Here is a 22,617-nt window from a genome sequence, read left to right on the forward strand (position 1 = left end):
GGTCCCCGATGGGCCGTAGGTGACTGTGATCCCCCGCGATGTTTGGGGCGGGCGGCTCAGACGGTTGCCCCCGGCGGCAGCCCGTAGCGGTGCTCGGGCCGGCCGGTGGTGCCGTAGCGCAACTGGATGTCGACGGCGCCGTCGTCGGCGAGCGCTGACAGGTACCGCTGGGCCGTGGCCCGGGAAACACCCACCCGGGTGGCCACCTCGGCCGCCGAATACTGCCCGCCCCGTTCCAGCGATTCCAGCACGGCGGCCTCGGTGGCGGACCGGGGCCTGGCCGAGGCGATGACGTCCCCCGGGATGAGCGCGCGTTTGGCCCGTTCCACGGTTTCCTGGCCGACGTTTCCCGGCTGTGCCAGGATCCGCCGGTACCGCGCATAGGAGCGCAGCAGCTGGGACAGCGATTCGGCCGTGAACGGCTTGAGCAGATAGCCCAGCGCCCCGCGCCGGAACGCGAGCCGGAGCGAGGCCGTATCCGAGGCTGCGCTGAGGATCATCGTGTCCACATCCAGCTGGTGCAGCAGGTCCAGGCCGGAAGCGTCCGGCAGGTAGACATCCAGCAGCACCAAGTCCGGTCGCAGGCTGTGGATCGCCTGCAGCGCCTGCGACGCCGAACCGGCCGGGGGCAGCGCCAGGAATCCGGCCACCGAGTCCACATAGGCCGCGTGCAGCTTGGCGACGTGGAAATCGTCGTCCACAATCAACACCCTGAAGTCTTCAGACACCGTTGTCCCTTTCGTTGGGCTTTGTCTCATTGGGCACCGTTGTCCCCGGCAGGGTCGCCATAAACACTGCGCCGGGCCCGCCGGGGGAACCCGGGTCCAGCACACGCACGTCCCCGCCGCGGCGGCGCGCCAACTGGCGCGCCAGCGCCAGTCCCAGGCCCTGGCCTGCTCCCGCCCGGGCCGGGCGTTCCGACGTCGTGAATCCTTCCGCGAACACCGCGTCCTCGCCGCCCGCCCCGGCGCCAGGCAGTCCGTCGCCGGAGTCGCCGACGACGATGTGCAGCGTGCCGCCCGCCGTTGGGCTGCCGGGCCCGTCGAGCACCTCCACCTCGACCCAGCGGTCCGGCGCCGAGCCCGCGACGGCGGCGTTTACGGCGTTGTCGATCAGGTTGCCGAGGACCGTGGTGACTTCCTGCGGCTCGGTGACCTGGCCCCGGACCAGGGTTTCCGGGCCCAGCCGCAGGGTCACCCCGCGTTCGTCCGCTTCCACGCCCTTGGCACCGAGGAAGGCCTGCAGGTACGGGTCCTGGAGCAGCTCGGCCTGGTCCACCGGGAACTTCAGCGGTCCGGTGGCGGCCAGCCTGGCCAAGTAGTCGCGGGCCTGCTGGTGCTGGCCGATGCTCATGAAGCCGGCGATGGTGTGGAGCTGGTTGGCGAACTCGTGCCGCTGCGCCCGGAGCGCGGTCGACATGGTGCCCACGGCGTCGAGCTGGCGGGTCAACTGCTGGAGTTCGGTCCGGTCCCGCAGCATGACAACCCAGCCCAGGTCCTCGCGGCCGTGCAGCGCCTTGCGGGCGCTCGCCACCAGCACCCGCCCGCCGGCGACGAGTTCCACCGCGTCCCCTTCCGCGGCATCGGCCCTGGTCAGGGCGAGCAGGCGGGGCGGCACCGGGGCATCGGCCCACGGCGTTCCGGTGAGGTCCGGCTGCCCCAGCAGGCGGCGCGCGGCGGCGTTGAAGACGCTGATCCTGCCGTCCGCGGCGACGCCGATCACGCCGTCGGCGACGCCCTGCAGTACTGCCACCTGGTCGTGGACCAGCGTGCTGATTTCCTCCGGTTCCAGCCCCAGGGTCAGCCGCTGCAGCCGGCGCCGGAGCAGGAAGGAGGCCAGGACGCCCACAAGCAGGGCGCCGGCGGCGGTCAGGGCGATCGGGACAACGTCCCGGGCCAGGCTCTGGCCGATGGACTCGGTGGAATAGCCCACGCTGACCTCGCCCACCACGGTGCCCGGGTCCGGGGCGAACACCGGAACCTTGGCCCCGGCGGAGGGGCCGAGGGTGCCGGTGTTCCGGGTGGTGACTTCCTTGCCGGCCAGCGCCTCCGACGGGTCAGTGCTGACGCGTTCACCGAGCCGCTCGGCATCGGGGTGCGCCAGGCGCAGGCCGGTTTCGTCCGTGATGACCACGAACAGGGCGCCGGTGCGGGTGCGGGCCCCCTCGGCGGCGGCCATCAGCGGGCCGGCCAGCAGCTCGGCGGCCGGGGGAGTGCCAGGCTGGGCGCTGATCCGCTGGACCTCCGCCCGCACGTCCGGGTCCGAGGCCACGGTCCGGGCCAGGGTCAGCGCCTGGTTCTCCGCCTCGCGGCCGAGGCGCTCGTAGGTGAGCCAGACGTGCACGGCGCTGGTCAGGAGCACCACCAGCGCCACAACCCCCAGCTGGAGCAGCAGGGTCTGGGTGGAGAAGCGCAGCGGAGTCCGGCGGGATCTTCCCTTCATCGGTCCTCCCTCAGCTGTGAGCACAATGCGCAAAATGCGTCCAATAAGCAGTATGCCAATCAAAGGAGGCAAAGGCCCAGCCGTGACGGACGCCACTCTAACGTCTGTAGTACGCATCACACCGGGGTGGTGCGATTCAACGAAGAAGGAGCCGGCCGTGCTGGTATTACTAGGATTCGCCATGATCGCGGTATTCATGGTGCTGATCATGACGAAGAAGTTGACGCCCGTATTGGCGCTCATCATCGTTCCCACAATTTTCGGGCTTTTCGCCGGCGCCGGCCTCGGCATCGGGACCATGGTCATGGACTCCATGAAGTCCATGACGTCCACGGCCGCGCTGCTGATGTTCGCCATCATCTACTTCGGCCTGATGATCGACGTCGGGCTCTTTGACCCGCTGGTCAGGTTCATCCTGCGCAAGCTCGGCAACGACCCCGCCAAGGTGGTCCTCGGCACGGCAATCCTCGCCGCCGCGGTCTCGCTCGACGGTGACGGCTCCACCACCTTCATCCTCACCACCGCGGCGATGCTGCCGGTCTATCTGCGGCTCAAGATGAGCCCCGTCGTCCTGACCTGCGTGGCGGGCCTCGCCAACGGCACCATGAACATCCTCCCGTGGGGCGGCCCCACCGCCCGCGCCGCAACCGCGCTGAAGCTCGACGTCAACGACGTCTTCGTTCCCATGGTCCCGTCCCTCATCGCAGGCCTCATTGTGGTGCTGGTCTTCTCCTGGCTGCTCGGCCTGCAGGAACGCAACCGCCTCCACGCCGTCGCCCCGGAAATCTGGGGCACGGGTGACGCCGGGATGTCCGACGGCGGCACCGGCCGCTTCGGATTCGGCTTCGGCCGCAAGGGTACCGGCCCCCGGGTTTCTGGCCCCCGGGTCTCCGGTCCTGCCGGCGGTTCCTCCGTCGCCGTCCTGGAGCGCACTGAAGTCCTCGTCGATGACCAGGACACCGCCATGGCCGACACCGCGCTGGATCCCAACCGAAAGACCCTGCGTCCCAAGCTGTTCTGGTTCAACCTCGGCCTGACGGCTGCAGTCATGGTGACGCTCGTCGCCAACATCATCCCGCTCCCGTTCGTGTTCATGGTGGGCTCCGCCATCGCCCTCCTGGTCAACTTCCCCAAGGTCAAGGACCAGGGTGCCCAACTGATCGCCCACGCCCCCTCGATCGTCGCCGTCGTCAGCATGGTCATGGCGGCCTCGGTCCTCACCGGTGTGCTCAACGGAACCGGCATGGTTAAAGCAATGTCGGAATGGCTGGTCCAGATCATCCCGGCGGACATGGGGCCGTTCATGGCCATCATCACCGGCGTCCTGAGCATCCCGATGACGTTCTTCATGAGCAACGACGCCTTCTACTTCGGTGTCCTGCCGGTCCTCAGCGAGACGGCGGCCCACTACGGCGTCAGCGCCGTCGATATGGCCCGCGCCTCCATCACCGGCCAGCCCTTCCACCTGCAGAGCCCCCTGGTCCCGGCCATCCTACTGCTGGTCTCCCTCGCCAAGGTGGACCTGGGCGACCACCACAAAAAGGTCCTCTGGCGCACCGCGGTCATCTCCCTGGTCATGCTCGGAGTAGGAGTCCTCACCGGAGCCATCGGTATCGGCTAACCACCCCACCAACAGCAACGCGGGATCACCTACGGCCCATTCCGGACCTCCGGATGGGCCGCAGGTGATCCCGCGTTGTTTGGCATGGTGCCGGGAAGTAACAGCAGGCGAACCCACGTAGACTGGGACGGAAAATAATCCGAACTTGCAGGGGAGATCCATGGCTGCGATCAACCGCGACGACGTCGCGCATCTCGCGCGTCTCGCGCACATCGAGATGAGTGCTGAAGAGCTGGACAGGATGGCCGGCGAACTCGCCGTCATCGTCGATTCAGTGAAATCCGTCAGTGAAGCCGCCGGTGATGACGTTCCGGCCACGTCCCATCCAATCCCGCTGACGAATGTGTTCCGCGAGGACGTTGTGGGCCACACTTTCACGGCCGAGCAGGCACTCACCGGCGCCCCCGACGCGTACGAAGGCCGCTTCAAGGTCCCGGCAATCCTGGATGAGGGCTAAGCACATGACTGAGAACAACGAACTGATCCGCTCCTCCGCCGCGGCGCTCGCCGGCAAGCTCGCCGCCCGCGAAGTGTCCGCCGTCGAGGTCACCCAGGCGCACCTGGACCGTATCGCCGCCGTCGACGGCAAGGTCCACGCCTTCCTGCACGTCAACACGGACGAGGCGCTCGCCGTCGCCGCCGAGGTGGACGCGATCCGCACCGCCGGCGGCGCCGCGGCCGAAGAGCTGCACACCCTCGCCGGTGTCCCGATCGCCGTCAAGGACCTGATCGTCACCATCGGCCAGCCCACCACGGCCGGCTCGAAGATCCTCGAAGGCTGGCACAGCCCGTACGACGCCACCGTGGTCAAGCGCCTGCGCGCCGCGAAGATGCCGATCCTGGGCAAGACCAACCTGGACGAATTCGCGATGGGCTCCTCCACCGAGCACTCCGCCTACGGCCCCACCCACAACCCGTGGGACCTGGACCGGATCCCCGGCGGCTCCGGTGGCGGTTCCGCCGCCGCCGTCGCGGCCTTCGAGGCGCCGCTGGCCCTCGGCACCGACACCGGCGGCTCGATCCGCCAGCCCGGCGCCGTCACCGGCACGGTCGGCGTCAAGCCTACCTACGGCGGCGTCTCCCGCTACGGCGCGATCGCGATGGCGTCCTCGCTGGACCAGATCGGCCCGGTCTCGCGCACCGTGCTGGACTCCGCGCTGCTGCACCAGGTCATCGGCGGGCACGATCCGCACGACTCCACCTCGCTGCCGGACCCGCTGGAGGACCTCGTGGCCGCCGCGTCGATCGGCAACGTGGACGGCATGAAGATCGGCATCATCAAGGAACTCCACGGCGAGGGCTACCAGGCCGGCGTCGAGAACCGCTTCAACGAATCCCTGGAGCTGCTCAGGAGCGCCGGCGCCGAAATCGTCGAGGTTTCCTGCCCCAACTTCAAGTACGCCCTGGGCGCCTACTACCTGATCATGCCCTCGGAGGCCTCCTCCAACCTGGCCAAGTTCGACGGCGTCCGGTACGGCCTGCGGGTCCTGCCCGAAGACGGCCCTATGACGATTGAACGCGTCATGGGCGCCACCCGCGCGGCCGGCTTCGGCGACGAGGTCAAGCGCCGCATCATCCTCGGCACCTACGCGCTGAGCGCCGGCTACTACGACGCCTACTACGGTTCGGCCCAGAAGGTGCGCACCCTGATCCAGCGCGACTTCGAGGCCGCGTTCGCCAAGGCCGACGTGCTGATTTCCCCGACGGCGCCCACCACGGCGTTCAAGCTCGGCGAGAAACTCAACGACCCGCTGGCGATGTACCTCAACGACGTCGCCACGATCCCCGCCAACATGGCCGGCGTCCCCGGGCTGTCCCTGCCCGGCGGACTGGCCGACGAGGACGGACTGCCGGTCGGCGTCCAGCTGCTGGCCCCGGCCCGCCAGGACGCCCGGCTGTACCGCGTCGGCGCGGTGCTCGAATCGCTGCTTGAGGCGCAGTGGGGCGGCCCGCTGCTGGACCGTGCCCCTTCACTGACGGCCCCTTCACTGACTGACGCCGCCAACACCGTCGCGAGCCACGGAGGTTCCCACTAATGTCTGACGCAACCCTCAGCTTCGAAGAGGCGATGGAGAAGTACGATCCCGTCCTGGGCTTCGAGGTCCACGTGGAGCTGAACACCAAAACCAAGATGTTCTCCTCCGCCCCGAACGTCTTCGGCGACGAGCCCAACACGAACGTCAACGAGGTGGACCTGGGCATGCCCGGCGTGCTGCCGGTGGTGAACAGGACCGCGATCGAGTCCTCGATCAAGATCGGACTGGCGCTCAACTGCAAGATCGCCGAGACCTGCCGCTTCGCCCGGAAGAACTACTTCTACCCGGACACTCCGAAGAACTTCCAGACCTCCCAGTACGACGAGCCCATCGCGTACGACGGCTACCTGGACATCGAGCTCTCGGACGGCACCGTGTTCCGGGTCGAAATCGAGCGCGCGCACATGGAGGAGGACGCCGGCAAACTGACCCACATGGGCGGCGCCACCGGCCGCATCCAGGGCGCGGACTACTCGCTCGTGGACTACAACCGCTCCGGCGTGCCGCTCGTCGAGATCGTCACCAAGCCGATCGAGGGCGCCGGCAGCCGCGCGCCCGAACTCGCCAAGGCCTACGTCGCCGCAGTCCGCGAGATCGTCAAGAACCTTGGCGTCTCCGACGCCAAGATGGAACGCGGCAACGTCCGCTGCGACGCCAACGTTTCGCTCCGTCCGCACGGCCGCGAACGCTTCGGCATCCGCTCCGAGACGAAGAACGTCAACTCGCTGCGCGCCGTCGAACATGCCGTCCGCTACGAGATCCAGCGGCACGCCGCCGTGCTGGACTCCGGCGAGCCGGTCATCCAGGAAACCCGCCACTGGCATGAGGACACCCGTTCCACCACCTCGGGCAGGCCCAAGTCCGACGCCGACGACTACCGCTACTTCCCGGAACCGGACCTGGTGCCGATCGTCGCCTCGCGCGAGTGGGTCGAGGAACTCCGGGCCACGCTGCCCGAGCCGCCGGCCGCCCGCCGCAAGCGGCTGCAGGCCGACTGGGGCTATTCCGACCTGGAATTCCGTGACGTCGTCAACGCCGGCGTGATGGACGAGATTGAGGAAACCATCGCCGCCGGCGCCACCGCCACGGTGGCCCGCAAATGGTGGATGGGCGAAATCGTCGGACGCGCCAAGAACGCCGACGTCGATCCCGGCCAGCTCGGCGTCGCACCGGCGACCATCGTGGAACTGAACAAGATGGTCGAAGACGGCAAGATCAACAACAAGATGGCCACCGAGGTCCTCGACGGCGTGCTCGCCGGCGAAGGCACCCCGGCGGACATCGTGGCGAACCGCGGCCTGGCCGTGGTCTCCGACGACGGCCCCCTGCTCGAAGCCATCGACGCGGCCCTCGCCGCGCAGCCCGGCGTCGCGGACAAGATCCGCGGGGGCAAGCTCCAGGCGATCGGCGCGATCGTCGGCGGCGTTATGAAGGCCACCCGCGGCCAGGCCGACGCAAATCGGGTCCGCGAGCTGATCCTGGAACGCCTCGGCGTCGAAGGCTAACCCCTAGCTAGCCACTAAATCGGTCATGATGGTCTGCAGCGCTTCGCAGACCATCATGACCGATCTGCGTTTAAGATTCTCCGGCCGGGCCAGGATGTCGATCCGCCGCCGGGTGCTGATGCCTTCGAGCGGCCGGAGCACGATCCCGGGGTTCAGCACCGGCCGCGCGGTGTACCGGGGCAGCAGCCCGACCACGCTGCCGGTCGCCACCAGCGCCGCCACCGTGGAGTAGTCGTTGATCCGGTGGACGATGTTCAGTTCGCGGCTGGAAACGGCCGCGACGGCGGAGAGCACGTCCGCGGGGGAGTAGCCGGTGCGGCTCGTCACCCAGGGTTCGCCGACGACGTCGTCCGCCGTCACGGCAGGCTGGCCGGCGAGCCGGTGCCCGGCCGGCAGCACGACGTCCAGCGGCTCGTGCGCGAGCGGGATCACCGCGACGCGCTCCTCGGGCCACCGCGGGCTGTGGTCCATCCGGTGCGCGAGCACCAGGTCATACCGGGCCGTCAGCGCCGGGAAGTCCTGCTGGGCCACGTCCTCGTCGGAGAGCAGGATCCGCGGCTGCCCCGGCCCGGCCAGCTGCCGCGCGAGCGGGGCGAACAAGGCCTGCCCGGCGCTATGGAAACCGCTGAGCGTCACCGGCGCCACCGGGGAGCCGTGGTAGGCGCCGATCGCCGTCTTCGCGTCCGCCATCGCGCTGACGACGGCGGCCCCGGCGTCCGCGAGCACCTGCCCGGCCTCGGTCAGGACCAGGTTCCGGCCCTCCTTGCGGGTGAGCGGCACCTCCACGGATTTCTGCAGCGCTGCCAGCTGCTGCGATACCGCCGAGGGCGTGACGAGCAGGGTTTCGGCGACGGCCTTGACGCTGCCGAGGGCCCCGAGTTCGCGGAGCATCTCCAGCTGGTGGATTTCCATGCCGACCAGTCTAAGCGCAAGATAATGCTAAATCGTCGATTGAGAAAAATCCGGTTGTGCTAACGCTTTGCAGCGGCTGTAATGGGGTGAGTTGTCCCACACGAGCTGTCCCCGGCAGCGGATCTCAGCGTGCCCGACCAATGGCACAGTTAGGAAGGCCCATGAAGGCTCTCTATAAGGCCGGCGCCCACGCAGGATTCGAACTCGTGGACCGTCCGGAGCCGGAAACCGGCCCGGGCGACGTCCTGATCCGGGTCATGACCACCGGCATCTGCGGCACCGACCTGCACATCCAGTCGTGGGACGCCTGGGCGCAGGGCATCATCAACGCCCCGCTGATCGCCGGCCACGAGTTCTACGGCGAGGTTGTCGGGATCGGCGAGGACGTCCTGGACGTCAAGGTGGGCGACCGCGTCTCCGGCGAGGGGCACATCGTCTGCGGCATCTGCCGGAACTGCCGCGCCGGCCGCCGGCAGATGTGCATCAACACCGTCAGCGTCGGCGTCCAGCGCGACGGCGCGTTCGCCGAGTACGTCGTGATCCCCGAAACCAACGTCTGGGTGCACCAGGACCCCTCCGTCACGCCGGAACTCGGCGCCATCTTCGACCCCTTTGGCAACGCCGTGCACACCGCGCTCAGCTTTCCCCTCGTCGGCGAGGACGTGCTGATCACCGGCGCCGGACCCATCGGGCTGATGGCGATCGCCGTCGCCCGCCACGCCGGCGCCCGCAAGATCGCCATCACCGACGTCTCCGCCCCGCGGCTGGACCTGGCCCGCCAACTCGGCGTCGACCTCGCGATCGACGTCTCGAAGATGCGCGTCAAGGACGCCCAGCGCGAACTCGGCATGCGCGAGGGATTCGATATCGGGATGGAAATGTCGGGACACCCCACGGCGCTGCCTGAGATGATCGACAACATGAACCACGGCGGCCGGATCGCGATGCTGGGTCTGCCCAGCCAGTCCATCGACATCGACTGGGGCAAAGTGGTCACGCACATGCTCACCATGAAGGGCATCTATGGCCGCGAAATGTTCGAGACCTGGTATGCCATGAGCGCCATGCTGTCCTCCAGCCCGGTACTGCACGCCAACATCTCCGCCGTCGTGACGGACACTCTTCCCGCCACCGACTGGGAGAAGGGCTTCGACATTGCCCGCGCCGGGGTGGGCGGCAAAGTCGTCCTCGACTGGACCTGCTTCTAACCCGCCGCCGAACCGGACCACCGACCCACCCGCTGAGGAGCGCAACCCATGTATTCAGCCATCAAGGACCAGCTGCAGCACGAACTGGATGAGATCCGCGGCGCCGGCCTGTTCAAGACCGAGCGGCACATTGACTCGCCGCAGGGCAACCACATCAAGGCCGGGCAGATCGGCGGGGACAGCGCGGAGGTGCTGAACTTCTGCGCCAACAACTACCTGGGCCTCGCGGACCACCCGGAGATCATTGCCGCCGCCAAGTCCGCGATGGATGAGCGCGGCTTTGGGATGGCGAGCGTCAGGTTCATCTGCGGCACCCAGGACCTGCACCTGGCCCTGGAGGAACGTGTCTCGAGGTTCCTCGGCACCGAGGACACCATCCTGTTCTCCAGCTGTTTCGACGCCAACGGCGGTGTGTTCGAATCGCTCTTCGGCCCGGAGGACGCCGTCATCTCCGATGCTCTCAACCACGCCTCGATCATCGACGGCATCCGGCTCTGCAAGGCCCAGCGCTTCCGCTACGCCAACCAGGACATGGCCGACCTGGAAGCCAAGCTGATCGAAGCCACCACGCAGCAGAACCCGGCCCGCCGCATGGTCATCGTGACCGACGGCGTCTTCTCGATGGACGGCTTCCTCGCCCCGCTGGAAGCGATCTGCGACCTCGCGGAAAAATATGACGCGCTGGTGATGGTGGATGACTCCCATGCCGTGGGCTTCATGGGTTCCAGCGGTGCGGGCACCCCCGAGCACGCCGGCGTCACGGACCGGGTGGACATCTACACCGGCACCTTCGGCAAGGCCCTTGGCGGTGCCTCCGGCGGCTACGTCTCCGGCCGCCGCGAGGTCGTTGCCATGCTCCGCCAGAAGGCCCGCCCCTACCTGTTCTCCAACTCGCTGGCACCGGCCATCGTCGCGGCGACGCTCAAAGCCCTGGACCTCGTGGAGAACTCCGGCGAACTGCGCAGCAAGCTCTTCGCCAACGCCGGGCTGTTCCGGAGCCGCATGTCCGAGGAAGGCTTTCAGCTGCTCCCCGGCGAGCACGCGATCGTCCCGGTCATGTTCGGCGACGCCGTGATGGCCGCCAAGGTGGCGGATGCGATGCTGCACAACGGCGTCTTCGTCACCGCCTTCAGCTACCCGGTGGTGCCCAAGGGCGCGGCCCGGATCCGCGTCCAGCTCTCCGCCGCGCACAGCGCCGAGGACGTGGAGGCCTGCGTGCAGGCCTTCGTGCGCAGCCGCGCCGCCGTGGCCGGCTGAGCAGAACGCGGCCCAGTCTGCAAGGATGGGACCATGTCAGCTAATTACGATGTCGTGATAGTCGGCGGCGGTATCGCCGGCCTGTCCCTTGCCTCAGCCCTCGCCGGGAAATGCAGCGTTGCCCTGGTGGAAGCCGAGCAGACCCTTGCGTACCACGCCTCGGCGCGCTCGGCCCGGCAGCTGATCCCCAGCTACGGCCCTGCCGTGGTCCAGGAGCTCACGCTCCGGACCCTCGAACTGATCTCCGCCCAGGACGCGTCCCGGCCGGAACCGGTGCTCTCGCCGCGCGGCTTCATGCTGATCGGCGACGAAGCCGCGGTCCGGGAGCAGGCCAGCGGCCACATGAGGCCGATCAGCCACGCCGAGGCCATGGAACTCTGCCCTGCACTGGTCCCGGACTCCTTCACCGCGGCCGGCCTGGACACCGGCTCCTTCGCCTGCAACGCGCCCTTGCTGCTCGAGGACCACCGACGGCGTGCCGAGGCCGGCGGCGTGGACATCATCACCGGCGCCCGGGTCCACTCGGCCCAGCGCCTCGGCTCCGGCTGGGAACTCGGCGCCGGGCAGGAAGGCTTCCAGGCTGCAGTAGTGGTCAACGCCGCCGGCGCCTGGGCCGACGAACTGGCCGTGCTCAGCGGCGTCGAGAAGGTCCAGCTGCAGCCTTACCGGCGCACCGCGGCGATTGTCGACGTCGAGCATCCCCTTCCGGAGGGCAGCCCCATGGTGGCCGCCGCCGACGACTCGTTCTATTTCCGGCGGGACGGCGAGCAGGTCCTGATCTCGCCGTCGGAACACCTACCGAGCGGGCCCGAGGACGCGCAGCCGTACCCCGGGGATATCGAGGCGCTCATTGCCCGGCTCAACACCCTCACCACCCTCGGTATCCGGGGTGTCCGAGAGGCCTGGACCGGGTTACGGACGGAAGCAGCCGACGGTATCCCGGTGGTGGGGTTCGACGCCGAGGCTCCGGGGTTCTTCTGGCTCGCCGGACAGGGCGGCTACGGCTTCCAGACCTCCTCCGGCATTGCCGAGCTGGCAGCCGGCCTCATCCTCGCCGGACAGGACGCCGGAACGGCTACGGCCACGGGTCCGGCATCCCGGACAGCGGAGGCGCTGGCGGCGACGCGCTGGTCCATCCGGCGCTGAAGAATGGACTCATGAGCACTCTGATCACCAACATCGCCGAGCTGATGACCCAGGACCCGGAGCACCGGGTTTTGAAGAATGCGGCCGTGGTGATCGAGGGCGAACGGATCTCCTGGCTCGGGCCGGCAGCGGACGCACCGGCCGCCGACGAGGCCGTCGACGCCGGCGGACGTGCGCTGCTGCCCGGCTGGGTCGACTCCCACACGCACCTCATCTTCGCCGGCGACCGGACCGCCGAGTTCGAGGCCCGGATGGCCGGGGAGAGCTACAGCGCCGGCGGGATCGCCGTCACCACGGCTGCCACCCGGAGCACCAGCGACTACGACCTCACCCGGCTCGCAATGGGCCGGGTGGCCGAAGCTGTCGCGCAGGGCACCACATACCTCGAGACCAAGACCGGCTATGGCCTGGACGTTGAAAACGAGGCCCGCAGCGCCCGGATCGCCTCCACCGTGGTTGACCAGGTCACCTACCTTGGCGCGCACCTGGTGCCGGCCGGGATGGACGCCGAGGAGTACACGGAGCTGGTCTGCGGTCCCATGCTCTCGGCCGTGCGGCCGTTCGTGCGCTGGGCCGATGTCTTCTGCGAGCGGGGCGCCTTCACCGAGGCCCAGTCCCGCCGCGTGCTCCAGGCCTGCCGGGACGCCGGACTGGGGCTGCGGGTGCACGGCAACCAGCTGGGCGTTGGCCCCGGCGTCCGGCTGGCGGTGGAATTCGGCGCAGCCAGCGTGGACCACGTGAACCACCTCTCCCGCTCGGACGTCCACGCCCTCGCCGACAGCTGGTCCGGCTGGGAGGCGGCGGCCGGCGCGGGGGAGCGGGGCACCGTCGCGACCTGCCTGCCGGCCTGCGATCTGTCCACCCGACAGCCGCTGGCACCGGGCCGGGAACTGCTCGACGCCGGTGTGCAGCTCGCGCTGGCCTCCAACTGCAACCCCGGCACCTCCTACACGAGCTCCATGGCGTTCTGCGTCACCACTGCCGTGCTGCAGATGCGCCTGAGTGTCCATGAGGCGGTGCGCGCCGCGACGTTCGGCGGCGCGCTGGCCCTGGGCCGGGAGTCCGGAAACGACGCCGACGGCGAACGCGCCGTCGGCTCGATCGCCGTCGGCCACCGCGCGGACCTGCACCTGCTGAACGCGCCCTCGGCCACCCACCTGGCCTACCGGCCCGGCGTCCCGCTCACCCACGCGGTCTGGCGCGCGGGCGTCCGCGCCCGCTGACGTTCCCGGTACCGGATTTCAGCACTGGTTTTCAGTACGGCTTTTCAGCACAGGAGGCAAGGACGCCGTGGCCGGATACGCCGGGGAACTGGGCACCATGGTTGATCTCTGGCGGGCCACGCGCGGCGGCCCCCGTGCCCTGGCCCGGCGCCGGGACGCCCGGCTGGCCGCCCTCGTGGCCCACGCCCGCACCAGCTCACCGTTCTACCGGCAGCTGTACCGCGGACTGCCGCCCGCGGGTGTCCGGCTCCAGGACCTGCCGCCGGTCAGCAAACCGCAGCTGATGGCACGCTTCGACGATTGGGTGACCGACCCGGCCGTCACCCGGGCGAATGTTGAGGCGTTCGTCGCCGATCCGGCCCTGGTCGGGAGCCGCTACCTGGGAAGGTATGTCGTCTTTGCGAGCTCCGGGACCACAGGACATCCGGGCCTGTTCGTGCACGACCGCGCCGCCGTCGCACGCTACCGGGCGCACGGCATCCGGATCGTCGGGACCACCTTGACCGCAGGCCGGCTGCTCGCCATGCTGCGGCGGAGACTCCATACTGCCCTGGTGGTGGGCACCGGCGGCCATTTCGCCGGCGTCGTGTGGCTCGAGTCCGAACGGCGCCGCAGCCGCTTCCGCCGCCGCGCGTACCGGATCTTCTCCGTGCAGCAGCCCCTGGACCGGCTGGTGTCGGCACTCAACGACTTCGATCCGGCCCTACTGGTCGGCTACCCCAGCGCGCTCGAGCTCCTGGCCGAAGAGCAGGCAGCCGGCCGGCTGCACATCCGCCCCGTGATTGTGGAGTCCAGCGGCGAGTCCCCGGGCGACCGGGCGCGGCTGGCTGCGGCGCTGGGCGGCGAGGTCCGCAACGTCTATGCCGCCTCCGAGTTCACTCCGATCGCGCTGGAGTGCCGCCGCGGCTGGCTGCACGTCAACAGCGACTGGGTCATCCTGGAGCCGGTCGACGCCGACTACCGGCCCGCGCCTCCGGGGGAACCGTCCCACACCGTACTGTTGACGAATCTTGCCAACCTGGTACAGCCGCTGATCCGCTACGACCTCGGCGACTCCGTGCTGGCCAAGTCCGGCCCCTGCGAATGCGGCAGCCCGTTGCCCGCCATCCAGGTCGCAGGCCGCCGTGACGACGTCCTCCGGCTCCTCGGCGCCGGCGGAACCGCCGTGCGGGTCCTTCCGCTCGCGATCGGGTCCGTCGTCGACGAAACGCCGGGGCTGCACCGCAGCCAGCTGGTCCAGACCGGACCGGCGACCATCCGGCTCCGGCTCGACCCGGAACCCGGGGCCGATGCCGGTACGGTGTGGGCCGCCGCCGCCGCGAAGCTGCTGGCCTACCTCGCCGGGCTGGGACTGGGGAACGTCGACGTCGTCCGTGCGGAGGAGCCGCCGGAACAGTCCGGCCCGAGCGGGAAGTTCCGGCAGGTGATCGCCCGGCTGCCGGGCTGGTCCGGCTGTCCTCGATCTGGGCCGTCACCGCTGGAGGAGCCGTCACCCCCGGAGGATGAGGTGCGGGAGGAAGATGATCGGTACCGTAAAAGCGCCACGACACGACTGCGTCGACCGGTGGGCCGGCGGCAGCACCTTCAACGGAAAGCGGTCGGCATCATGAGCACTGTCAATCAACCCGTCGCATCGACTGGCTGGGCCGGGTGGGCCAAATTCGCCGGAATCATTATACTCGTCAACGGCATCTTCAGCGGTATCCAAGGTGTCGTCGCGCTAACCGGATCCGACACGTACTATCTCGTGGCTCGCGGCAGCCTTTTCCTCTTCGATGTGACCGCGTGGGGCTGGTGGAATCTGTTCATCGGAGTGTTCCTAATCTTCACCGCCCTGGCGATCCTGACCGGCGCAACGTGGGCGCGCGTCGTCGGTGTCGTCCTGGCGATCCTCAGCGCGGTCGTTCAATTGCTTCTCGTGCCCGTGCAGCCGTGGTGGTCGCTCATCGTCATCGCCATCGACGTGCTCATCATCTACGCCCTCATCGCCCACGGCGATGAGCTCCGGACCGAAAAGTCCCCGCAGAAAGCCAACCCCTAGCTGGCAACGCACACTCGCCACTCCCGGCAGGCCGGCCCCCGCCGCACGGCCTGATCCGGTCGCCCTGCTGCAGCAGCGCGTTGACGATTGGCAGCAGCGGGGCCACAATCGCATTGTTGATGGTCGCACGGTATGTACCGAGGCAGCCATTCCGATTGGGCACTGAATCAAGGCGCGTTTTGCGCGCTCAGCACGGACTGACCCCGGGGCTCCTGGTGCCGGTGGCGGTACCCTGACGTAAGTGGGAGGTCGCCGATAATGGCCACGACCAAAGTCAAGCACCCGAGCGTTGAGGAACGTGTCGACAAGGGCAAGAAATACCGGAAAAAGGCGCCCGTCTCCAGCCACACCGGCTGGGTTCCTGCGCCCGACCGCCCCGATCCGGTCGCGCTGCTCGAGGAACAGAATCTCACCCGGGAACAGGACCTGGTGCCGGTGCGTCACGGCCGGATGCTGGTCTCACCGTTCACGTTCTATCGGGGTGCGGCCAAAATCATGGCCGCAGATCTGAAAGACACACCGCGGGCCGGCCTGGTGGTCCAGCTGTGCGGCGACGCCCACCTGTCCAACTTCGGAGTCTTCGCCTCGCCAGAGCGAAACCTGTTGTTCGACCTGAACGACTTCGACGAGACACTCCCCGGCCCGTTCGAGTATGACGTCAAGAGGATGGCCGCGAGTTTCACGATCGCCGCGCGGAACAACGCGTTCACCAAGGAACAAACGCGCGACGCGACTCTCACCGCGGTGCGCGCCTACCGCGAAGCGATGGCCGAGTTCGCGCAAATGCGCACCCTGGACATCTGGTACGCCCGCCTGTCCGAGGAGCAACTGATGGAGGCCATCGATCTCGCCGTGGCAACCCAGAAGGGGAAGGCCCTCAAAAAGGCTGCCCAGGGTATGGTCAAGACGGCCCGGCAGAACGTTGCTAAGGCCCACACCCGGGACAGCCTGCAGGCACTCTCCAAGCTCGCCGAACTCGTCGACGGGAAGTACCGGATTGTCAGTCAACCACCGATCGTCATCCCAGCACGGGAGCTGGGTGAATCATTCGGCATGTCTGCAGATGAGCTTCAGCACGCGGTTCGTGAGCTGCTCCGTTCCTACCGGACCAACCTGCCAGACGACCGACGTCTCCTGCTGGAGCGCTTCGAAGTCATCGACGTCGCCCGCAAGGTCGTGGGCGTCGGCAGTGTCGGCACGCGGGCGTTCATCGCCTTGCTCCAGGGCCGCGATCAAGAGGATCCCCTGTTCCTCCAGGTCAAGGAGGCCACGAAATCCGTGCTCGAGGACCACTTGCCGAAGAGCAAGTTCAAGCAGCCGGGCGAGCGCGTGGTGCAGGGGCAGCGGATGATGCAGGCCGCGAGCGACATCTTCCTGGGGTGGACCAAAGGGGTGCAGGACAACCGGTACCTGTACTGGCGCCAACTGCGTGACATGAAGGGTTCAGCCGTTGTCGAAGGGATGAAACCGCTCGGCATGACCTTCTATGCCAACGCCTGCGGATGGACGCTGGCGCGCGCGCACGCCCGGTCCGGTGACCCGGTCGCGATCGCCGCCTACCTCGGCAAGAGCGACAAGTTCGAGCGCTCCATCACCGACTTCTCCGAGCGTTACGCCGACCAGAACGAACAGGACTACGAGGCGTTCGCCGAGGCCGTTCGTTCAGGCCGGTTGGAGGCAGCCGAAGACGTTTAGGCAGGCAGCTAGAAAAACATCGGCGGGGCGTCCAGTACGGTCTCATCCACGCGCCGGGCCTCCCACTGGCTGAACGGTTTGTCCAGCTCGTACTTGCCGTTCTCGGTGCGGTGCAGGGTACGGACCTCGGCGTTGTCCGGATTGTTGAGGGACTCGAAGTACTCCACCGACCAGTGGAACCAGCGCATGCAGAACAGCCGCATGGTCAGCCCGTGGGTGACAAACAACGCGTTGGGGGCGTAGTCGGGTCTCGACCAGTGCCGGTGCAGGGTCTCCATGAACGAGGAGATCCGGTCATAGACGTCGGAGCCGGACTCGCCTTCCCGGAAGCGGTAGAAGAAGTGGCCGTAAGCGTTGCGTAGTTCCTTCTGGTCCTCGATCTCGCCGGCGATCTGGAAGTTGGCCCAGTCCTGCTCCCGCAGCCGCGGTTCCTCGATCACGCGCTCGACCAGCGGGCCGAGGTTGAGCGCCTCCAGGGTCTGGTAGGCACGCAGGTAGGGGGAAACATACACGCAGACCTGCCGGCCGTCCAGCAGCCGGCGGACCTGCTCGCCGGCGGCCCGGGCCTGTTCCAGGCCGAGTTCGGTCAACGGGATCCGGTAATCAGGTACCCGGTTGTAGATCGAAGTGTCGGCGTTGGCGGCGGACTGGCCGTGCCGGATCATGATGATTTTCCCGGGCGCACTCATAAACCCCAAGCATAAGCGGCAACTCCGGGCAAGATAGGAACATGCTCGTTCCCGCCCGCCGCCGCCTGAAGCTGGAAGTCTGGATTGTCCTGGGCCTGTCCCTGGGGCAGTCCGCTGTGTACTCGGTCGTCCAGCTGCTGGACAAGATGACCCGGGCGCCGCTGGCGGAGGGCACGTCCACGCTGAACCGGTCGCAAAGCCCCCGGGAATACTTTGATCTCACCTACCAGCTGCTGGATATCTTCTTCGCCCTCGTGCCGGTAGTCCTTGCGCTGTATTTCCTGACCGAACACCGGCCAGCCGGAGTGTCCGGCCGGCCCGTCACGGCGTTCCAGAAACTGGGGCTCAATTTTGCCCGCCCCGGCAGGGACCTGCTCCAGGGGTTCGGCCTGGCGGCGCTGATCGGAATCCCCTCGCTCGGCCTCTACGCCGCCGGCCGGACGCTCGGCATCACGACGGCGATCATCCCCAGCGCACTGGACGCGTACTGGTGGACGGTGCCGGTGCTGGTCCTCTCCGCCATCCGGCATGGGATCGTGGAGGAAGTGATTGTGGTCGGCTACCTGCTGGACCGCCTCGGTAAATTTGGCTGGAGCCTGCCGCTGGCCATCTTCACGAGTGCCATGCTGCGCGGCAGCTACCACCTCTACCAGGGCTTCGGTCCGTTCATCGGAAACGCCATCATGGGCGTCATCTTCGCGCTGGCCTACACCCGGACCCGGCGCCTGATGCCGCTGGTGATCGCCCACGCCGTGCTGGATATCGTGGCGTTCGTCGGCTTCAGCCTCTTCGGCAAGGCCATCGGCCTGGGCTGAGCCGGTGCGGCCGATGCGGCCGGCCGGCAGGCGTTAAAAAGTTTCGGCCGCCATCGGTGGGTGACGTCATTGGCACCCGCTGATGGCGGCCGAAGTGTTGGGCGGTGAATCGTCAGATGGTGACGGCTCCGGTGGTGGTCTCGAACGTGACGGAGAGGATGCCGGGGGTCCCGCGGGGAGCGAGCCAGTTCACGGCCACGTCTTCCAGCGGCTTTTCGACCGGCACACCGAGCCATTCGGTGACGCGTTCTGCGGAGCCTGCGATCGTGAGGGCAGACATCTTGACGTTGCTCTCGTAGGCCTTCGACGGGTGGAGTTCCGGATCGCCTTCCCACTTGAGCATGTACGGGACCTGGGGATCGGCGATGAGCCCAAGGATTCCGATCTGCTTCCAGACCAGTTCGCGGCCGTCGGGGAACTTGCGGTTGCCGTTGACGGCAGCGCGGCCGAGCCGCTCCTCGAACGGGGCCAGGTCGTCCACTTCGACGCACCAGCCCATCCAGCCGCCGCCGGCTTCGGACCGGGCGCGGACGGCCTGGCCGAAGGGTGCCTTGTCCGAGGCCGGGTGGTTCAGGACCTCCACGACCTCGAGGTACTTGTGGCCCGCGAGCGGGATAATCATGTTGCGGGTCCCGAATCGGGGGTGTACTCCGCCCTTCACGGCTTCGACGCCGAGGGCAGACGCAATTCGTTTGGTGGTGGCAGCGAGGCCATCTTGTTCACAGGCGTAAGAGACGTGATCCATGCGCATGCCATCATCTTGGCACTTTGTGATGCGGCTCTCAGCTTAGGGTGTCCTTACCGTGATGGGATGTCTCGTTCCACGGTTCCGACAGGGGAATTTTTCCTCGTCAACGGCGTGACCCGGCGCCGGCCCGCTCCCGGCCGTCCAACTTCATCTTCGTCACAAAGCTATTCACAGCCCTGCACCGCTTCCTAGACTGATCGCAGGTCATGAGTGCCAGCGCAGAGCCCCGGCTTGCTGGCCGGCAACCCTCGTATCGCGGTGGGGTGCCCCGGGTGAAGACCTGGCCTTCCGGCGCCCGCCGGAGGGCAAGCGCGGCGCCAGTGCCGACCCGGGCCAAGCAGCTCCGGGTGTGCCTGTGCCCAGTCCCGTCAGGAGTGTCCCGATGTCCAATGCCTGGTCCTTCGAAACCCGCCAGATCCATGCCGGCCAGGAGCCGGACAGCGCCACCGGCGCCCGCTCGCTGCCCATCTACCAGACGACGTCGTTCGTCTTCCCCAGCGCTGAAAGCGCCGCCAACCGCTTCGCCCTGGCCGAACTGGCTCCCATTTACACCCGGATCGGCAACCCCACCCAGGACGCCGTGGAACAGCGGGTGGCCAGCCTGGAAGGCGGACTCGCGGCACTGCTGCTGAGCTCCGGGCAGGCAGCGGAGACCTTCGCGATCCTCAACGTCGCCGAGGCCGGCGACCATGTGGTGGCCAGCCCCAGCCTCTACGGCGGTACGTACAACCTGCTGGCGCACACCCTGAAGAAGTTCGGCATCTCCGTCACGTTTGTCGCGGACCCTGACAACCTGGCGCAGTGGCGTGACGCCGTGCAGCCCAACACCAAACTGTTCTTCGGTGAAGTCGTCTCCAACCCCCGCCAGGACGTGCTGGACATCGAGGGCATCTCGGAGGTGGCGCACGAGGCCGGTGTCCCGCTGATCGTGGACAACACGCTGTCCACCCCGTACCTGATCCGGCCCATCGAGTGGGGTGCGGACATCGTCGTGCACTCCGCCACGAAGTACCTGGGCGGCCACGGCGCGGCGATCGCGGGCGTAATTGTGGACTCCGGCAACTTCGATTTCGGCAAGGACCCGGCGCGCTTCCCCGGTTTCAACACCCCCGACCCCACCTACAACGGCCTCGTCTACGCCCGCGACCTCGGCGCGGACGGTGCACTCGGCGCCAATCTCTCCTACATCCTCAAGGCCCGCGTCCAGCTGCTGCGCGACCTCGGCTCGGCGGTCTCCCCGTTCAACGCCTTCCTCATCGCCCAGGGCATCGAAACCCTGAGCCTGCGCGTCGAGCGGCACGTCGCCAACGCCACCAGGGTGGCGCAATGGCTGGAGGCCAGGGACGACGTCGAATCCGTCGCCTACGCGGGGCTGCCCTCCAGCCCCTGGTACGAGCGCGGCCGCAAGTACGGGCCCAAGGGGACCGGCGCCGTCGTTTCCTTCAACATCGCCGGAGGAGCCGAGGCCGGAAAGCGCTTCGTTGACGCGCTGGAACTGCACTCGCACGTGGCCAACATCGGCGACGTGCGCTCCCTGGTCATCCACCCGGCGTCCACCACGCACAGCCAGCTCTCCCCGGAGCAGCAGGCTGTCGCCGGCGTGAACCCCGGTCTCGTGCGGCTCTCGGTAGGCCTCGAGCACATCGACGACATCCTTGCCGATCTTGACGCCGGATTCCGCGCGGCCAAGACCGCCTGAGCATCACCGGCGCCCGGCGCTCCGGCTTTGTTGCCCGGGCGTCGGGCCCCTCAAACGCGGGGGAGTCACACGGGCGTCACAATCTTCGCCACCGGGCCGCCGCATTTCGTAGACTCAATAAAGGTCATGAGCGCCAGCGACAGCCCCGGCTTGCTGGCCGGCAACCCTCCTTTTGCGGCGGGGTGCCCCGGGTGAAGACCTGGCCCGCCGGTCAACTGACGGTGGGCAAGCGCGAAGTGAGGTACCAGATGACGATTGCCGCCGCCCGCCAGGGTGCACCAGTAAGCAAGACCACCCACCCCCATGCCCCGGTCCCGGCTGACCCGGCCGCTGTCCCGGACGGCACGGTCCAGTATCTCCGGATCGGCGACCTGGAACTCGAATCCGGCGCCCGGCTGCCGGATGTCACCCTCGGCTACGAGACGTGGGGGACCCTGAACGCGGACCGGTCCAACGCGGTCCTGATCGAGCATGCGCTGACGGGGGACACCCACGTCACACGGGGCGCCAGCGACGAGCCCGGCTGGTGGGAGCAGCTCGCCGGCCCCGGTGCTCCGGTGGACACCGAGAAGTACTTCGTCATCTCGATCAACATCCTCGGCGGCTGCTACGGCTCCACCGGGCCCTCGTCGACGGCTCCCGACGGAAAACCCTGGGGATCACGGTTCCCGCTCGTCACGCTCCGGGACACGACCGAAGCCGAAGCCAGGCTGGCGGACGCGCTGGGCATCCGCAGCTGGTTCGCCGTTATCGGCGGCTCGCTGGGCGGGGCGCGTGCCCTGGAGTGGGCCGTCAGCTATCCGGAACGCGTGCAGCGCTGCGCGGTGATTTCGGTCGGGGCGAGCAGTACCGCCGAACAGATTGCCTTCGCCCAGGCCCAGACGCTGTCCATCCGGCAGGACCCCAACTTCAAGGGCGGGGACTACTACGGCGGTCCGGAACCGGAAGCCGGCCTCGCCCTGGCCCGGCGGATTGCCCACATCACCTACCGCTCGGCCGCAGAGCTCGACGGGCGGTTCGGCCGGAACGCCCAGGACTCCGAGGCTCCGCTGGAAGCGGGATCCCTCGCCGGGCGCGGACGCTACCAGGTCGAGAGCTACCTCGACCACCAGGGCAACAAACTGGTCCGACGCTTCGACGCGAACAGCTACATCGCCATCACCGAGGCGCTCATGAGCCATGACATCAGCCGGGGCCGGGGCGAACTCACGGAGGCGCTGGCTCCGGCCACGGCAGAATTCATCGTGGCGGCCGTCGACTCCGACCGGCTGTACTTCCCTGCCCAGTCCCACGCGCTCGCCGAGGCCCTGCCGGGCGAGGTTGCCGTGCATACCATCGAGGCGCCGATCGGACACGACGGCTTCCTGACCGAGATCGGCCAGCTCACCAGCCAGCTTCGGCAGCACTTCTTCGGCTAGTCTGCCGATCAAAAACGGCGCCTGGTGTGCATTTTTGCAGATGCGCTCTGCACTAATGGCCGTTGAGGCCTAGGGCTGGAACGCCCATACTCATTGAGAATGATGCCGCGTGTCACAAATCACGCCGCGTCCATTGCCCAAAGGTCCATAGGGTGTCGACGA

At 68.0% G+C, this 22,617-nt stretch carries 18 protein-coding genes and 2 riboswitches; of the genes, 13 read left to right on the forward strand and 5 right to left on the reverse strand.

Features of this window, described 5'->3' with window-relative positions; translation table 11 throughout:
* Nucleotides 1–56: 56 nt before the first annotated feature.
* Nucleotides 57–728: a response regulator gene (locus J2X01_RS03135; protein ID WP_310050487.1), complete on the reverse strand. Its 672-nt coding sequence runs from the start codon at nt 726–728 to the stop codon at nt 57–59.
* Nucleotides 721–2,442: a sensor histidine kinase gene (locus tag J2X01_RS03140; RefSeq protein WP_310050488.1), complete on the reverse strand. Its 1,722-nt coding sequence runs from the start codon at nt 2,440–2,442 to the stop codon at nt 721–723. The genes J2X01_RS03135 and J2X01_RS03140 overlap by 8 nt, the downstream gene beginning before the upstream one ends.
* 157 nt (nt 2,443–2,599) lie before the next feature.
* Between J2X01_RS03140 and J2X01_RS03145 the strand changes: the two genes are divergently transcribed.
* From J2X01_RS03145 to gatB, 4 genes are all read left to right on the forward strand, one after another.
* On the forward strand, nt 2,600–4,063 hold the full coding sequence (locus J2X01_RS03145) for a CitMHS family transporter (RefSeq protein ID WP_310050490.1): 1,464 nt from the start codon (nt 2,600–2,602) through the stop codon (nt 4,061–4,063).
* Between the two features lie 160 nt (nt 4,064–4,223).
* Nucleotides 4,224–4,520, forward strand: coding sequence for an Asp-tRNA(Asn)/Glu-tRNA(Gln) amidotransferase subunit GatC (gene gatC, locus J2X01_RS03150; protein ID WP_310050491.1), 297 nt, complete (start codon nt 4,224–4,226; stop codon nt 4,518–4,520).
* A gap of 4 nt (nt 4,521–4,524) precedes the next feature.
* A complete protein-coding gene (gene gatA, locus J2X01_RS03155) occupies nt 4,525–6,099 on the forward strand; it encodes an Asp-tRNA(Asn)/Glu-tRNA(Gln) amidotransferase subunit GatA (RefSeq protein ID WP_310050493.1) in 1,575 nt (524 codons plus the stop codon).
* Nucleotides 6,099–7,604, forward strand: a complete 1,506-nt coding sequence (gene gatB / locus J2X01_RS03160; RefSeq protein WP_310050494.1) for an Asp-tRNA(Asn)/Glu-tRNA(Gln) amidotransferase subunit GatB — start codon at nt 6,099–6,101, stop codon at nt 7,602–7,604. The genes gatA and gatB overlap by 1 nt, the downstream gene beginning before the upstream one ends.
* A 3-nt stretch (nt 7,605–7,607) precedes the next feature.
* Here gatB and J2X01_RS03165 read toward each other — a convergent pair whose 3' ends face one another.
* Nucleotides 7,608–8,516 (reverse strand): LysR family transcriptional regulator, encoded by a 909-nt coding sequence (locus tag J2X01_RS03165; RefSeq protein WP_310050495.1) that lies wholly within the window; start codon nt 8,514–8,516, stop codon nt 7,608–7,610.
* Between the two features lie 161 nt (nt 8,517–8,677).
* Here J2X01_RS03165 and tdh point away from each other — a divergent pair, with 161 nt between their 5' ends.
* The 6 genes from tdh to J2X01_RS03195 all read left to right on the forward strand — a co-directional run bounded on the left by tdh (nt 8,678) and on the right by J2X01_RS03195 (nt 17,086).
* Complete coding sequence (gene tdh / locus J2X01_RS03170; RefSeq protein ID WP_310050496.1) at nt 8,678–9,724, forward strand: L-threonine 3-dehydrogenase; 1,047 nt, start codon at nt 8,678–8,680, stop codon at nt 9,722–9,724.
* A gap of 48 nt (nt 9,725–9,772) precedes the next feature.
* Nucleotides 9,773–10,981, forward strand: a complete 1,209-nt coding sequence (locus tag J2X01_RS03175) for a glycine C-acetyltransferase (protein ID WP_310050497.1) — start codon at nt 9,773–9,775, stop codon at nt 10,979–10,981.
* A 33-nt stretch (nt 10,982–11,014) separates the two neighbouring features.
* A complete protein-coding gene (locus tag J2X01_RS03180; protein WP_310050498.1) occupies nt 11,015–12,127 on the forward strand; it encodes an NAD(P)/FAD-dependent oxidoreductase in 1,113 nt (370 codons plus the stop codon).
* A gap of 11 nt (nt 12,128–12,138) precedes the next feature.
* Complete coding sequence (gene hutI, locus J2X01_RS03185) at nt 12,139–13,350, forward strand: imidazolonepropionase (protein WP_310050499.1); 1,212 nt, start codon at nt 12,139–12,141, stop codon at nt 13,348–13,350.
* 67 nt (nt 13,351–13,417) lie between these two features.
* Nucleotides 13,418–15,391 (forward strand): phenylacetate--CoA ligase family protein, encoded by a 1,974-nt coding sequence (locus J2X01_RS03190; protein ID WP_310050500.1) that lies wholly within the window; start codon nt 13,418–13,420, stop codon nt 15,389–15,391.
* Between the two features lie 258 nt (nt 15,392–15,649).
* Nucleotides 15,650–17,086 (forward strand): DUF2252 domain-containing protein, encoded by a 1,437-nt coding sequence (locus tag J2X01_RS03195; RefSeq protein ID WP_310050501.1) that lies wholly within the window; start codon nt 15,650–15,652, stop codon nt 17,084–17,086.
* Between the two features lie 8 nt (nt 17,087–17,094).
* Here the strand turns inward: J2X01_RS03195 and J2X01_RS03200 are convergent, their stop codons facing one another.
* Nucleotides 17,095–17,775 (reverse strand): histidine phosphatase family protein, encoded by a 681-nt coding sequence (locus J2X01_RS03200; RefSeq protein WP_310050503.1) that lies wholly within the window; start codon nt 17,773–17,775, stop codon nt 17,095–17,097.
* 41 nt (nt 17,776–17,816) lie between these two features.
* On the opposite strand from J2X01_RS03200, the gene J2X01_RS03205 reads away from it, so the two are divergent.
* Nucleotides 17,817–18,590 carry a CPBP family intramembrane glutamic endopeptidase gene (locus J2X01_RS03205; protein WP_310050504.1) on the forward strand — a complete coding sequence of 258 codons (774 nt, stop codon included), beginning with the start codon at nt 17,817–17,819 and terminating at the stop codon, nt 18,588–18,590.
* Between the two features lie 112 nt (nt 18,591–18,702).
* On the opposite strand, the gene J2X01_RS03210 is transcribed toward J2X01_RS03205, so the two are convergent.
* Nucleotides 18,703–19,341 (reverse strand): VOC family protein, encoded by a 639-nt coding sequence (locus tag J2X01_RS03210; RefSeq protein ID WP_310050505.1) that lies wholly within the window; start codon nt 19,339–19,341, stop codon nt 18,703–18,705.
* 199 nt (nt 19,342–19,540) lie between these two features.
* A riboswitch (SAM riboswitch) is annotated at nt 19,541–19,656 on the forward strand.
* Nucleotides 19,657–19,720: 64 nt separating this feature from the next.
* Here J2X01_RS03210 and J2X01_RS03215 point away from each other — a divergent pair.
* Both J2X01_RS03215 and metX read left to right on the forward strand, forming a co-directional pair.
* Nucleotides 19,721–21,037, forward strand: a complete 1,317-nt coding sequence (locus tag J2X01_RS03215) for a bifunctional o-acetylhomoserine/o-acetylserine sulfhydrylase (RefSeq protein ID WP_310050507.1) — start codon at nt 19,721–19,723, stop codon at nt 21,035–21,037.
* Between the two features lie 122 nt (nt 21,038–21,159).
* Nucleotides 21,160–21,275: riboswitch (SAM riboswitch) on the forward strand.
* Between the two features lie 10 nt (nt 21,276–21,285).
* A complete protein-coding gene (metX, locus tag J2X01_RS03220) occupies nt 21,286–22,455 on the forward strand; it encodes a homoserine O-acetyltransferase MetX (RefSeq protein WP_310050508.1) in 1,170 nt (389 codons plus the stop codon).
* The last annotated feature ends 162 nt before the right edge of the window (nt 22,456–22,617 follow it).

The sequence above is a fragment of the Arthrobacter ginsengisoli genome, from assembly GCF_031456935.1.
In the GTDB taxonomy this organism is placed as follows: Bacteria; Actinomycetota; Actinomycetes; order Actinomycetales; family Micrococcaceae; genus Arthrobacter; species Arthrobacter ginsengisoli.